At 67.3% G+C, this 13,798-nt stretch carries 12 protein-coding genes; 4 read left to right on the forward strand and 8 right to left on the reverse strand.

Annotated elements, in window-relative coordinates; translation table 11 throughout:
* Nucleotides 1–131 (reverse strand): hypothetical protein (locus AWC18_RS21895; protein ID WP_234806396.1); only part of this gene is annotated, 131 nt, incomplete at its 3' end.
* A 263-nt stretch (nucleotides 132–394) separates the two neighbouring features.
* Here AWC18_RS21895 and gltB point away from each other — a divergent pair.
* Both gltB and gltD read left to right on the forward strand, forming a co-directional pair.
* On the forward strand, nucleotides 395–5,008 hold the full coding sequence (gene gltB / locus AWC18_RS01235; protein ID WP_085137234.1) for a glutamate synthase large subunit: 4,614 nt from the start codon (nucleotides 395–397) through the stop codon (nucleotides 5,006–5,008).
* On the forward strand, nucleotides 5,001–6,452 hold the full coding sequence (gltD, locus tag AWC18_RS01240; RefSeq protein WP_085137157.1) for a glutamate synthase subunit beta: 1,452 nt from the start codon (nucleotides 5,001–5,003) through the stop codon (nucleotides 6,450–6,452). Before gltB ends, gltD begins: the two co-directional genes overlap by 8 nt.
* A gap of 16 nt (nucleotides 6,453–6,468) precedes the next feature.
* Here gltD and AWC18_RS01245 read toward each other — a convergent pair whose 3' ends face one another.
* Genes AWC18_RS01245 through AWC18_RS01265 form a run of 5 tightly spaced genes read right to left on the reverse strand, consistent with a single transcriptional unit; the run spans nucleotide 6,469 to nucleotide 10,727 of the window.
* Nucleotides 6,469–7,278, reverse strand: coding sequence for an ABC transporter permease (locus tag AWC18_RS01245; RefSeq protein ID WP_085137159.1), 810 nt, complete (start codon nucleotides 7,276–7,278; stop codon nucleotides 6,469–6,471).
* The gene (locus AWC18_RS01250) at nucleotides 7,275–8,441 is read right to left on the reverse strand and encodes an ABC transporter substrate-binding protein (RefSeq protein ID WP_085137161.1); all 1,167 of its coding nucleotides are present in this window, start codon (nucleotides 8,439–8,441) and stop codon (nucleotides 7,275–7,277) included. The genes AWC18_RS01245 and AWC18_RS01250 overlap by 4 nt, the downstream gene beginning before the upstream one ends.
* On the reverse strand, nucleotides 8,438–9,175 hold the full coding sequence (locus tag AWC18_RS01255) for an ABC transporter ATP-binding protein (protein ID WP_085137162.1): 738 nt from the start codon (nucleotides 9,173–9,175) through the stop codon (nucleotides 8,438–8,440). The genes AWC18_RS01250 and AWC18_RS01255 overlap by 4 nt, the downstream gene beginning before the upstream one ends.
* The gene (locus tag AWC18_RS01260) at nucleotides 9,151–10,197 is read right to left on the reverse strand and encodes an acyl-CoA dehydrogenase family protein (RefSeq protein WP_208858303.1); all 1,047 of its coding nucleotides are present in this window, start codon (nucleotides 10,195–10,197) and stop codon (nucleotides 9,151–9,153) included. Before AWC18_RS01260 ends, AWC18_RS01255 begins: the two co-directional genes overlap by 25 nt.
* On the reverse strand, nucleotides 10,194–10,727 hold the full coding sequence (locus tag AWC18_RS01265; RefSeq protein WP_064996413.1) for a DUF4242 domain-containing protein: 534 nt from the start codon (nucleotides 10,725–10,727) through the stop codon (nucleotides 10,194–10,196). Before AWC18_RS01265 ends, AWC18_RS01260 begins: the two co-directional genes overlap by 4 nt.
* 85 nt (nucleotides 10,728–10,812) lie before the next feature.
* Between AWC18_RS01265 and AWC18_RS01270 the strand changes: the two genes are divergently transcribed.
* Nucleotides 10,813–11,421 (forward strand): TetR/AcrR family transcriptional regulator, encoded by a 609-nt coding sequence (locus AWC18_RS01270; protein ID WP_085137164.1) that lies wholly within the window; start codon nucleotides 10,813–10,815, stop codon nucleotides 11,419–11,421.
* A 341-nt stretch (nucleotides 11,422–11,762) separates the two neighbouring features.
* Here AWC18_RS01270 and AWC18_RS01275 read toward each other — a convergent pair whose 3' ends face one another.
* Nucleotides 11,763–12,620: an LLM class F420-dependent oxidoreductase gene (locus tag AWC18_RS01275; RefSeq protein ID WP_085137166.1), complete on the reverse strand. Its 858-nt coding sequence runs from the start codon at nucleotides 12,618–12,620 to the stop codon at nucleotides 11,763–11,765.
* Between the two features lie 76 nt (nucleotides 12,621–12,696).
* Between AWC18_RS01275 and AWC18_RS01280 the strand changes: the two genes are divergently transcribed.
* Nucleotides 12,697–13,119 (forward strand): hypothetical protein, encoded by a 423-nt coding sequence (locus AWC18_RS01280; RefSeq protein ID WP_085137238.1) that lies wholly within the window; start codon nucleotides 12,697–12,699, stop codon nucleotides 13,117–13,119.
* Nucleotides 13,120–13,138: 19 nt separating this feature from the next.
* Here the strand turns inward: AWC18_RS01280 and AWC18_RS01285 are convergent, their stop codons facing one another.
* Nucleotides 13,139–13,774, reverse strand: coding sequence for a TetR/AcrR family transcriptional regulator (locus AWC18_RS01285; protein WP_085137168.1), 636 nt, complete (start codon nucleotides 13,772–13,774; stop codon nucleotides 13,139–13,141).
* Nucleotides 13,775–13,798: the final 24 nt, after the last annotated feature.

Here is a 13,798-nt window from a genome sequence, read left to right on the forward strand (position 1 = left end):
TCGAACACCGACTCGTCGAACGCGGCGGCCGGGATCGAAAAGTGCTGCATAACACCCGGAAGGTCGCAGAAACGAATGTCGATGTACTCAACGGACTCGTCGGCGACGAGCTTAAAAATGTCGGTGGCCATGTGGTCTCCTTCGCGTGCAGACAGGCAAACGATAGGGAGGTCACATTTCCTGAACATCATCCGGTTATTTCGGTGAGGTAACACGCGCCTCACAACGAGCCCGCTGTCAGGCGAACTGGCACGTTTGCTGGGTAGGGGTATATCGTGGCGTTGCCTGTGAGTTTTTTCAGGCAGGAACGCCGTTCAACGTCGCACGGACCAATCCCCTTGATCGTTTGTCCCTATTGGGCAGCGGGCAAGGCCGTGCGAAGGGTCAGGTGGCGATGGCGCCCAGTCGGGTGGGGCTCTACAACCCCGCGTTTGAGCATGACGCGTGTGGGGTGGCCATGGTGGTCGATATCCATGGTCGGCGCAGTCGCGACATCGTCGACAAGTCGATCACTGCGCTGCTCAATCTGGAGCATCGCGGCGCCGCCGGAGCCGAGCCCAACAGCGGCGACGGCGCCGGCATCCTGATCCAGATCCCGGACCTGTTCCTGCGCTCCGTCGTCGACTTCGATCTTCCGCCTGAGGGCAGCTACGCCACCGGGATCGCATTCCTGCCCCAGTCGGCCAAGGAGTCGGCGGCAGCATGCGTCGGCCTGGAGAAGATCGTCGAGGCCGAGGGTCTGCAGGTGCTCGGCTGGCGTGAGGTGCCGACCGACGACTCCTCGCTGGGCGCGCTGGCACGTGATGCGATGCCGACCTTCCGGCAACTGTTCATCGGCGGGGCGTCCGGCATGGCCCTGGAGCGCCGGGCCTATGTGGTGCGCAAGCGCGCCGAACACGAGCTGGGCAGCAAGGGCCCCGGCCAGGACGGTCCGGGAAGGGAATCCGTCTATTTCCCAAGCCTTTCCGGCCGGACCATGGTCTACAAGGGCATGTTGACCACGCCGCAGCTCAAGGCGTTCTATCCCGATCTGGCCGACGAGCGGATGCAGAGCGCCCTGGGCCTCGTGCACTCCCGCTTCTCCACCAACACGTTCCCGTCGTGGCCGCTGGCCCACCCGTTCCGTCGTATCGCGCACAACGGCGAGATCAACACCGTCACCGGCAACGAGAACTGGATGCGTGCTCGTGAGGCGCTGATCCGCACCGACCTGTTCGGCTCCGGAAAGAGCTACGGCGCGAAAAACCCGGGCGACAAGCTGTTCCCGATCTGCACGCCGGGGGCCTCGGACACGGCCCGGTTCGACGAGGTGCTCGAGCTGCTCCATCTGGGCGGCCGCAGCCTGCCGCACGCGGTGCTGATGATGATCCCGGAGGCGTGGGAACGGCACGAAAGCATGGATGCGGCCACCCGGGCCTTCTACGAGTACCACGACTCGGTGATGGAGCCCTGGGACGGGCCGGCCTCGATGACCTTCACCGACGGCACCCTGGTGGGCGCGGTGCTGGACCGCAACGGACTGCGGCCGTCGCGGATCTGGGTGACCGAAGACGGGCTGGTGGTGATGGCCTCCGAGGCCGGTGTCCTCGACCTGGACCCGGCCACGGTGGTGCACCGGCAGCGGTTGCAGCCGGGCAAGATGTTCCTGGTGGACACCGCCGCCGGGCGGATCATCTCCGACAGCGAGATCAAGTCGTCGCTGGCCGCCGAACGGCCGTACCAGCAGTGGATCGACGAGTGCCTGATCGGGATCGACGAGCTTCCTCCCGGCGACGCACCCCGGATGGATCACCACCGGGTTCTGTTGCGACAGCACGTGTTCGGCTACACCTACGAAGAGCTCAACCTGGTGCTCGCGCCGATGGCGCGCTCCGGTGCCGAGCCGATCGGATCCATGGGCACCGACACTCCGGTGGCGGCGCTCTCGGCGCGGCCCCGGCTGCTGTACGACTACTTCCAGCAGCTTTTCGCCCAGGTCACCAACCCGCCGTTGGACGCCATCCGCGAAGAGGTGATCACCAGCCTGCAGGGTGCGCTGGGACCCGAAGGTGACCTGCTCAACACCGACGAACCCACCTGGCATCAGATCGTGCTGCCGCAGCCGATCCTGAGCAACGGCGAGTTGGCGAAGCTGTTGAAGCTGAGTCCGGAGGAGCAGATCGGCGACCGACGCCCGCACGGTCTGTCCACGGCTGTCATCAGCTGTCTGTATCCGCCAGCCGCGGGTGGCGCCGGGCTGCGCGCAGCGCTGAAGCAGGTGTGCGCTCGGGCCTCGGAGGCGATCGCCCAGGGTGCCAGCTTCCTGGTGATCTCCGACCGGGAGTCCGACGAGACGATGGCCCCCATCCCGTCGCTGTTGGCCACGGCCGCCGTGCATCACCACCTGGTCGCCGAGCGCAGCCGCACCAAGGTGGGTCTGGTGGTGGAGTCCGGTGACGCCCGCGAGGTGCACCATATCGCCGCCCTGATCGGATTCGGCGCCGCCGCGGTCAACCCGTACATGGCGTTCGAGTCCATCAAGGACATGCTCGACCGGGGGCAGATCGAAGGCCTCGACCGCGAGAAGGCGTTGGCCAACTACATCAAGGCAGCCGGCAAGGGCGTGCTGAAAGTCATGTCCAAGATGGGGATCTCGACGCGGTCCTCCTACACCGGAGCGCAGCTTTTCCAGCCCATCGGTATCTCCCAAGACGTTCTCGACGAGTACTTCACCGGTCTGTACTGCCCGATCGGCGGGATCACCCTCGACGACATCGCCGCCGATGTCGCGGCGCGGCACCAGTTGGCCTACCTGGATCGCCCGGAAGAGCGGGCGCACCGCGAACTGCCGGTGGGTGGCGAGTACCAGTGGCGCCGCGAAGGTGAATACCACCTGTTCAACCCGGAGACGGTGTTCAAGCTGCAGCACTCCACCCGCACCGGTCAGTACGAGGTGTTCAAGGAGTACACCAAGCTGGTCGACGACCAGAGCGAGCGGCTGGCCACGCTGCGTGGGCTGCTGCAGTTCAAGCTCGGCGAGCGGCCACCGGTGCCCTTGGACGAGGTGGAGCCGGCCACCGAGATCGTCAAGCGCTTCGCCACCGGCGCGATGAGCTACGGCTCGATCTCCGCCGAGGCGCATGAGACCTTGGCGATCGCGATGAACCGGATCGGTGGGCGGTCCAACTGTGGTGAGGGCGGCGAGCACGCCGGCCGTTTCCTTCCCGAGCCCGACGGCACGTGGCGGCGCAGCGCGATCAAGCAGGTCGCCTCGGGCCGATTCGGCGTGACGAGCGACTACCTGGTCAACTGCACCGACCTGCAGATCAAGATCGCGCAGGGGGCCAAGCCCGGCGAGGGCGGTCAGCTCCCCGGCAACAAGGTGTATCCGTGGATCGCCGAGGTCCGGCACGCCACCCCGGGTGTCGGGCTGATCTCGCCGCCGCCGCACCACGACATCTACTCCATCGAAGACCTCAAGCAGCTGATCCACGACCTGAAGAACGCCAACCCGGAGGCCCGCATCCATGTGAAGCTGGTCGCCGAGAACGGTGTCGGAACCGTGGCGGCGGGAGTGTCCAAGGCCCACGCCGATGTGGTGTTGATCTCCGGCCACGACGGGGGCACCGGGGCGGCGCCGTTGACCTCGCTCAAGCACGCCGGGGCGCCGTGGGAACTCGGCCTCGCCGAAACCCAGCAGACCCTGCTGCTCAACGGACTTCGGGACCGGATCGTGGTGCAGGTGGACGGCCAGCTCAAGACCGGCCGCGACGTGGTGATCGCGGCGCTGCTGGGCGCCGAGGAGTTCGGCTTCGCCACCGCGCCGTTGGTGGTGTCGGGCTGCATCATGATGCGGGTCTGTCATCTCGACACCTGCCCCGTGGGTGTCGCGACGCAGAACCCGGAGTTGCGTGCACGGTTCACCGGTCAGCCGGAGTTCGTCGAGAACTTCTTCTGGTTCGTCGCCGAAGAGGTGCGCGAATACCTTGCGGCGCTGGGCTTCCGCAGCATCGACGAGGCGGTCGGGCAGGTGAGCGCGCTGGATACCACGCTGGCCCGCGCCCACTGGAAGGCCCACAAGCTCGACCTCACGCCGGTGCTGCATGAACCCGATTCCGCGTTCATGAACCAGGACCTGTACTGCACCTCCGGTCAGGACCACGGCCTGGATAAGGCATTGGACCAGCAGCTGATCGCGATGAGTCGCGAGGCTCTCGATTCGGGCACCCCGGTCAAGTTCTCCAGTGCGATATCCAACGTGAACCGGACCGTCGGCACCATGCTCGGCTACGAGGTCACCAAAGCCTACGGGGCCAACGGGTTGCCGGACGGAACCATCGACATCACGTTCACCGGATCGGCAGGCAACAGCTTCGGAGCATTCCTGCCGTCGGGGATCACCCTGCGGGTCTTCGGCGACGCCAACGACTACGTCGGCAAGGGGCTGTCGGGTGGCCGGATCGTGGTGCGCCCGTCGCTCGATGCGCCCGAGGGTTACGTCGCCGAAGAGAACATCATCGGCGGCAACGTCATCCTCTTCGGCGCCACGTCCGGCGAGCTGTTCCTGCGCGGGGTGGTCGGAGAACGGTTCGCCGTCCGTAACTCCGGTGCGGTGGCCGTGGTCGAGGGAGTCGGCGACCACGGTTGCGAGTACATGACCGGAGGCAAGGTGGTGGTCCTGGGGCCGACCGGGCGTAACTTCGCCGCCGGCATGTCCGGGGGCGTGGCCTACGTCTACGACCCGGACCGGAAGCTGGGTGACCGGCTGAACACCGAGATGGTGGAACTCGACACCTTCGACGACTTCGACGACGACGACGTGGCCTGGCTTCGGGACATCCTGGCGGGACACGTCGCGGCCACCGACTCGGTGCCCGCCCGCGCGATCCTGGGCGATTGGGCCAACCGCGGAAGGAACTTCGTCAAAGTGATGCCGCGCGACTATCGGCGAGTACTCGCCGCGATTGCCGAGGCGGAAGCCAGTGGCACAGACCCCGAGGAGGCAATTATGGCGGCGGCTCATGGCTGACCCGAGAGGATTCATCAGAAACCCCCTGCGCATCCTGCCGGTGCGCCGCCCGGTCTCCGAGCGGCTCAACGACTGGAAGGAGGTCTATCAGGACTTCCCTGAGGACACCCTTCGTCAGCAGGCCGGACGCTGCATGGATTGTGGTATTCCGTTCTGTCACAACGGTTGTCCGTTGGGTAACCTCATTCCCGAATGGAATGACCTGGTGCGGACCGGGCGCTGGCGTGAGGCGTTCGACAGGCTGCATGCCACCAACAACTTTCCGGACTTCACCGGGCGGCTGTGCCCCGCGCCGTGTGAACCGGCCTGTGTGCTGGGCATCAACCAGCCGCCGGTGACCATCAAGCAGGTCGAGTACGAGATCATCGAACGCGGCTTCGACGAGGGCTGGGTCCAGCCTGTTCCGCCTTCGGTCCGCACCGGCAAGTCTGTCGCGGTGGTGGGCTCCGGGCCGGCCGGACTGGCCGCCGCCCAGCAACTCACCCGTGGTGGGCATGCCGTGACGGTGTTCGAGCGCGAGGACCGCATCGGCGGGCTGTTGCGGTACGGCATCCCGGAATTCAAGATGGAAAAGCGCATCTTGGACCGGCGCCTGGAGCAGATGGCCGGTGAGGGAACGACATTCACCACGGGTGTCAATGTCGGGGTTGACCTGACGGTCGAGCAGCTGCGCGAAGACTTCGACGCGATTGTGCTGGCCGGCGGCGCCACCGCCTGGCGGGACCTGCCGATCCCCGGCCGCGAGCTCGAGGGCATCCATCAGGCGATGGAGTACCTGCCGTGGGCGAACCGGGTGCAGGCCGGTGACCTGGCCGAGCCGCCGATCACCGCCCACGGCAAGAAGGTCATCATCATCGGCGGTGGTGACACCGGCGCCGACTGCCTGGGCACGGCGCACCGCCAGGGCGCGACGCACGTGCACCAGTTCGAGATCATGCCGCGTCCCCCGGAGGACCGTGACCCCTCCACCCCGTGGCCGACCTACCCGTTGATCATGCGAACCACCTCGGCGCACGAAGAGGGCGGTGAGCGGGTGTTCTCGGTCAACACCGAGGAGTTCATCGGCCGCGACGGCCGGGTCACCGGCCTGCGGGCCCATGAGGTGCGCCGCAAGGGCGGTGGCTTCGAAAAGGTGGAGGGCACCGATTTCGAGCTCGAAGCCGATCTGGTCCTGCTTGCGATGGGATTCGTCGGGCCCGAGCGGTCGCCGCTGCTGGCAGATCTGGGCCTTGATTTCACCGAACGCGGCAGCGTAGTCCGGGATCCGGACTACTCCACCTCGGTGCCCGGCGTCTTCGTCGCCGGCGACATGGGGCGCGGTCAGTCCCTGATCGTCTGGGCGATCGCCGAAGGGCGCGGTGCAGCGGCGAGCGCGGACCGGTATCTGATGGGCCGCACCGCGCTGCCGTCGCCGATCGCAGCGACAGCGGCACAGCTTCGCTGAGGCCACCGGCCCGCATTCAGCTCGCGGCGCTACGACGCGGCGCGAGCAGAATGCGGGCTGCCAGGTCGAGCAGGTAGCCGAGGACGCCGATCACCGCGATCACCGCGACGACCTGATCGTAGGCGAGCTGGTCGCGGGCGTTGAGGATCTGATACCCCAGACCTGATCGCACGCCCAGCATTTCGGCGGGCACCAGCACCACCCAGGCGATACCCAGTGCCAGGCGCAGACCGTTCTGCACCGGCACCCGGACCGCCGGCAGTACCACCGCGGTCAACTGCTCGAATCGGCTGGCGTGCAATGACCGCGCGACATGCAGATAGCCCGGGTCGATCGCATGCACCCCGGCGACGGTGCCGAGCAGCACCGGCCAGACCGCCGCGGCGGCGATCAGGAAGATCACCGGCTGGCTGCCGATCCCGAACACCGCCACGACGATCGGCGTCCAGGACAGCGGAGAGATCATCCGCAGGAACGCCACCACCGGTCCGGCCGCACGCTCGGCGGTGCGGCTCAGGCCGATGAGCAGGCCGGCCGGGATGCCCACCAGTGCGGCGATCAGCAGGCCGATCAGCAGACGGTAGAGGCTCACGGCGGTGTCCGACACCAGCACACCGCGACCGACCAGGTCCGCCAGCGCCACGACCACATGCTGCGGTGCTGTTTGGCGCAGCAGCGACTGCGGGGCGCAGAGCACCGACGTCGCTGCCCACCACAGTGCGATCGCCACGCCGACACTGACGACCGGCGGCCAGACCCGCGCCCACCATCGCGACCGGGGGTCCGGATCGGTCTGGTTATGAGGCTGTACTGCAAGGGCGCTCATGCGGTGATTACCTGTTCTTTTCGGGTCAGCGACGCGGCCAGGCCGAACGCGGCGGGCCCGCCGTGGGCAGCCAGGGCGGATCGCACGAACTGGTCGTCGACGAGGTCGGCGTGGACCCGGGCGGGATCCAGCCGGTCCAGGAAGCGGCGGTCGCCGTCGATCACCGTCTCTCCCATCGCCTCGACGAGGCGGTGAGTGAAGCCGGCAAACGGGAACGGGGTGAAGCCCAGCCGCTGCGGCTGCCAGTCCGGATGCGCCAGGGGATAGGGCGGATCGGGATAGGTCAGGGCAAGCTGCACCGCCGGCACCGGTTGCGGCAGATAATGGCCGCCGCCCAGGGCTTTGGCCGCCGCGACGCGGTCGGTGTTCAGCAGTAGCTGCGCGCCGACCACGGCGTCAGTCACCTGCTGGATGGCGTTGGGCCGCTGGGCGATCACGTCGTCGCGGGTGATCAGCGCACAACAGGCGTGGTCACGCCAGACGTCGCCCAGGAAGGTATGGATGCGGCCGATCTTCTTGATCTGGGCGACCGCATTGAACGGGTCGGCGACGACATAGCCGCCGATCGAGCGATTCGCCAGTGCCGGCACCATGTCCGAGGGGCTCATCACGATCAACTCCACGGTTCGCCCAGACCGAGAAGCGCTGCGCCGCACCACCGGTCGCAGTCCGTGCGCGCGCAGCAGCTGCTGCAGCACGATGTTGTGGATGGACCACCAGAACGGGATCGCCACCTGGGTGCCGGCCAGGTCTGAAAGGTCCTTGATGTGCGGTGCCACGGTCAGCGCCGAGCCGTTGGTGTGGTTCCAGCCCAGTACCCGAACGCCACCGCCCAGGGCGTAACGCAGCTGGACCGCCATCGGCATCAGCAGATGCACCACATCCACCTTGCCCGTGACGAAGGCCTCGCCAAGCGATGCCCAGCTGCGAAACAGCACGGGCTTGGCCGAACTGACCAGCCCCGCCGGATACAGCGCAGCGCTGTGCGCCAGCAGCAGGGGTGCGGCGTCGGTGATCGGCAGATAACCGATACGCAGCGGGCCTGCGGTGTCGGCGGCGCGACTGGTGGCGCTGCGGGCCAGGTCACCGATCCCGAAGACGCCGCCGGCCGCCGCAGCCGCCGCCGCACCGGTCAGCAGCCGGCGCCGGCTCAGCGTCGTCACGTCGGCACTCCGGCGACGCCGAGGCGATCGACGTCGTAGTGGGCCAAGATATCCCGGCGCAGTCCGGGGTGACCGTCGGCCGTGGTGGCGACCGCCCACTGGTTGCGCAGGCGCCCGTCAGTGCCGAGGAGCACGACTCGCTGCGCCAGCCGCAGCGCCTCGTCAACGTCATGGGTCACCAGCACGACGGTCACCCGCAGCTCGGCCGCCAACTGGGCCAGCCAGCCCTGCAGGTCGGTGCGGGTGGTCGGGTCCAGTGCGCTGAACGGTTCGTCGAGCAGCAACAACCGCGGACTGGTGGCCACCGCCCGCAGAATGGCGACGCGCTGCGCCTGCCCTCCGGACAGCTGATCGGGATAGCGGTCCGCCAGGTGGTCGACACCGAAGCGGGTCATCAATCCGGTGGCGCGCGCCTGGTCGAAGTCGGCGCGGTGCGCGGCGAATCGCCGTGCGTAGGCCACGTTCTCGGCGACCGTGAGCCAGGGCATCAGCAATGGCCGCTGAAACACCACACCGGTGCGTGGCCGGTTGCCGTCGGAATTCCAGGTGACGGTGCCGCCGTCCAGCGACTCCAGCCCGGCCAGCACCCGCAGCAGCGTCGACTTGCCGCTGCCACTGCTGCCCAGGACCGCCACGAACTCACCGTCGCCGACCGAGAGGTCGATGTCGCGCAAGACGGTGACGGACCCGAAACGCTTGCTGCCCTGGGCTACACGTACCGACTCAGTTCCCACCGCAGTTGTCCTTCCGATGGCGATTGGATGGGGAGAAACGCCGCTTCTCGAAACCGTCGGTTGGCCGCACTGCGGGTGGCGTAGCCGGCGCCGCCGGCCAATGTCGATTCCAGCCGGGTGGCATCCACCGCCGTCGTCGCGGCGTCCAGGCGCAGCCGGATGATCTCGGCGAGGCCGGCCGCCTGCGGGTGACCGGCCAGCACGAACAGCTGTTCGCGCAGCCCGTTAAGCCGTTGGCGCAGGGCGGCGCGCTCGGTGTCGAACTGCTCGGCCAGCCGGCCGCCGGCGTGCTCGGCGCCGGCGAGCGCGGCGGCGGCCACCCCGACGCAGAAGGAGGTCTGCAGCAGCAGAAACGTGGGTCGAATCGTGCTGACGAAGGATGCCAGGTCGTCGGTGAGGATCTGATCAGGGTGGACCGCGACGTCGTCGAGGCGCAGCGACGTCGAGGCGGTGGCCCCCAGCGCCATCAACTCGGGGGCGGGGTCGACCGTGATACCCGCCGCGTCGGCATCGACCACCGCGACCAGGGTTGTGCCGTCGGGGCGGCGCGCGGGCAACACGATCACCGAATCGTCGAAGACGTTGGACGCCCAGTGGATGGGTCCGGTGATCCGCAGGTCGTCAGCGGAGCCGTCGGCGACCAGCGGAACCGGGCCAAGGCCGGCGACCTGCTTGAGCCCGGCTGCCATCGCCGTCACGCCGGCGCGGGCACCGCTGCTCAGCGCCGCAAGACGGCCATCGCGTGCCGGTGCCGGCGCGTGGGCCAGATAGGTCACCGCCATGGTGTGCGCCCACAACGAGAACCCGACCGCCAGGCTGGCCGTCGCGGTGTGCTCGATCATCGACACCAACTCCGGCAGACCGTCGTCGCGCAGCGCCGCCTCGAAGAATCCGGCTGAGCCGAACCGAGCCAGGTCGGCGCGGACGTCGCGGAGGCCGGTGTCGAGTGCCTCGGCGCGCTCCGCCACGGTCGCGGTGAGGTCGGCCAGCCCGGTGTGCACCAGGCGCACCGGCGCGCTCACGGCTGCTCGCCCCGCAATCGGTGCAGTCGGTCGATCGGGGTGGTGACGGCTTCTCGGGCCCGCCGTACCGCCGACTCGTCGGGGGCGTCGTAGAAGCACAGGCACTTGTCCATGTCTTCGCGCACATAGGTGCGCAAGAAGGTCACCTCGGGAACGTCGGCGTACTTCGGGGACTTGGCCTTCTTGCGCGCCAGGTAGGTGTCCATGTCCAAGTCGGCCGGCAGGTCCCATTCGACGAGGTAGCCCGCGGCAGGGCGGGCGGCCTTGAGTTGGGCCAGCTCGGCGCCCACCAGCCGTACCGGGTGCGGGCCACTGGCCTCGGCCACCGACAATGATTCCGGGTCGACCGGAGGCGCCTGACAGGAGCCGAATTCTGCGATCGCGAAGATCCGGTGCGCCTCACCGGTCACCTGGGCCTCGATCAGTTCACCGCCTGATCGGTGGATGACAGCGTCGAGTTCCTTGATCGCGCGGTCGGCGTCGGAGCGGTCGAGGCGCTGCGGAGCGATCTCGTAGAGGTACAGAGTCATGGGTTGCCTTTCGCCGTCGGATGACTACGACGCTGCCAGCGACAGACAGACCTGTCTATCGCCGCGGCTGGGTTAACCTGCTGCCATGACGCGCACGACCGGAACTGGCCGGCAGCCGGCCTCACCCGCCGCACGCAGCGTGCCGCCCGCGCAGCGTCTGCTCGCAACGGCGACGGAACTCTTTGCCGCACAGGATATTCGGGAAGTGGGCATCGACCGGATCCTGGCTGAATCCGGGGTGGCGAAGGCGAGTCTCTACAGCCTCTACGGCTCGAAGGAAGCGCTCGTGCTGGCCTACCTGAGGGCTTTGGATCAGGCTGATCGCAAGCGGTACCAGGCGGCCGCGGCGCGGCTGGGCGATCCCGTCGAGAAGATCCTGCTCTTCTTCGACCTGGCCGCCGCGGCCGCCAAGAAGCGCCGTTACCGCGGCTGTCTGTATGTCAACGCGGCCGGCGCGTACGCCGGTACCGAACTCGAGCCGGTGATGGCTCATCGCAGCTGGATGCATTCGACGTTGGCGGAGTTGCTTGCCCAGGCCGGCGTTGCTGACGCGCACGAGCGGGCGGGCGACCTTCAGTTGCTCTATGACGGTGCGCTGGTGGGCTCCAAAGTGGAGCGATCTGTGGCGCCGATCGCCCGCGCCCGCCAAGTGGCCGCCGAACGGATCGCCACTACAGCCCCAGATATCACATAGATAACTTTTGTCTCAAATGTCGGCGCGTCGGATTTTGTTTGCCGCGTGTGGGGTATCTAATAGAAAGCTATGTGACTCACGTTAACAGCGTGTTAACATGGTCCGTATTATTCCAATCGGGTCCAAACCGGGGCGGGGGTTGAGCGCCGTGTACATCAAGCCGATATACCGATACCGGATGGGCCGTATGGCCTGGTCACTCCTGCGGCATCCCCGCAGAAGCCGAGAGTTTCCCGCCAAGCACGAGCGCTTGATCACCGCCGACGAACTCATGCGCTTCGCGACCTAGGTCCGATCGCATGGACCATTCGGGGTCCCAGGTCAGAGTTTGCTGATCGTGATCAGTTCGTGATCTTTGCCAGCCCGGAGTCGCGGATCGCCTCGGCCAACGGTTCCAGCACCGTCGGGTCGTGGGGCGTGGGCAGGTAGACGATCGCCAGATCCAGGCCCTCGGCTCCGAGTGCTGCCGCCTCGTCGAGCAGCCGGCCGTAGTCGCGATCCGGCTGCAACCGCAGGTGCGCGGACAAGGTGATCTGCTTCGGGTCGCGCCCGATATCGGCGCAGTGCGCGGCCAACACGTCACGCTTGCGGGCGAACTCGGCAGGAGTTCCGCCCACGAAGTTCCAATGTTGGGCGTACTTCGCCGTGATCTTCAGCGTGCGCTTCTCGCCGTTGCCGCCGATGCAGATCGGCGGGTGCGGGCGCTGCGGGCCCTTGGGCTCGTTGCGGGCGTCGGTGAGGCGGTAATAGGTGCCCGAAAACGTGGTGGTGTCCGCGCTCAACAGGCCGATGAGGACCTGGCAGGCCTCCTCGAAGCGGTCGAAGCGCTCGGTGATGCTGCCCAACTCGATCCCGTAGGCGCCCGACTCCTCTTCGTTCCAGCCCGCGCCGATCCCCAGCTCCAGTCGTCCGCCGGAGATGATGTCGAGGGCGGCGGCCATGTTGGCCAGCACGGCGGGGTGACGGTAATGGATGCCGGTCACCAAGGTGCCCACCCGCAGCCGGGTGGTCGCCTGGGCCAACGCCGTCAGGGTGGTCCAGCCCTCCAGGCACGGCCCCGTCGGGTCGGAGAAGATCGGGTAGAAGTGGTCGAAGGTCCACCCGGACTCGTAAATGTCGATGTCGTCGGCGGCGCGCCAGACGGCCAGCATGTCGGCCCAGGTGGTGTTCTGCGGTGAGGTCTTGAATGCGAAGCGCATCCCGCCGAGCCTAGCGGGGCCGGCCGCTGCGGGTCGGCACGCCTTGGCCGGTGCGAAGTAGGCTCGGCCGGTGGTCATGAATCTGGACATCGACACCAAGGTGACCTTGTTGTCCGCGGGCCTGATCTTTCTGCTCGCGTTGCTGTTGGGCGCGTGGAAGTACCAGCAGATCGCGACCTCGGAGGATCATCAGGCGCATGTCTACGTCGACATCGCACATCGCGCCGCACTGATGTATGCCTTCGCGACCCTGCTGGTCGCGGTATTCGTGGAACTCAGTGCCTGGCCGACCTGGGTGAACATGGCCGCAGCCATGGTCATCGTCTTCTTCTTCGTCGTCGCGATCGGCAGCTACATGTTGCACGGCGTGTTGCGCGACACCGACAACCAATTCGAGCGGCTCGGCTGGCATCTGCACGCCGGCATGGTGGTGCTGATCATCGGCGAGGTCTGCGGGTTCGCGGTGCTGCTGGCCGGTTTCGGCGTCGGCGGGTTCTGACCGCGTCCAGCTCGCCGAGTCAGGACGCTTGGCCGTAGATGCTGCTGACCCAGATGTGGGTCAACGTGTCGACCACCTGGTCGTGCGGCACTGACGGCTGCTCGGCCATCACCGCCGCCATCATGGTCCGCTCGTTCATCTGATTCAGAGATGTCGCGAGATCCACCGCGTCGATGGTCTCCGGCGCCGCGCCGCGTTCGCGTTCGGCGTTGATCATCGCTGCGGTCTGCTGGATCCATTTCTGCATGAAGGCGTTCCACACCGCCCGGACCTCCGGACTGGTGGCTAGCGCCTCGGTTCCGGCCCGGGCGATGGCCCGGTGGGAGCTGAACGCGACGAAGAACGCTTTGATGCCGTTGCGCCAGATCCGGCGCGGGTCGGTCGGCAGCCGTTGCACCGCCCCGACGAACTCCGAGTCGGCCGCCGCGATCATCGGCTCCAGCAGCGAGAGCAGCACCGCGTCCTTCGACTTGAAATAGAAGTAGAACGTGGGCCGCGAGATTCCGGCGCCTTTGGCCAGGTCGTCGACGGAGATCTCGCCCAACGAGCGTTCCTCCAGCAGCCGTTCGGCCGTTGCCAGAATGGCCTGCTCGCGATCGTCACCGGACGGCCGTGTCCCACGGCGTCCGTGACGGGTCGCGTTGGGGCTGGCCATGGCGGTTACTTTACACCATGTCGA

This window comes from Mycolicibacter nonchromogenicus (genome assembly GCF_002101775.1).
Lineage (GTDB): Bacteria > Actinomycetota > Actinomycetes > Mycobacteriales > Mycobacteriaceae > Mycobacterium > Mycobacterium nonchromogenicum.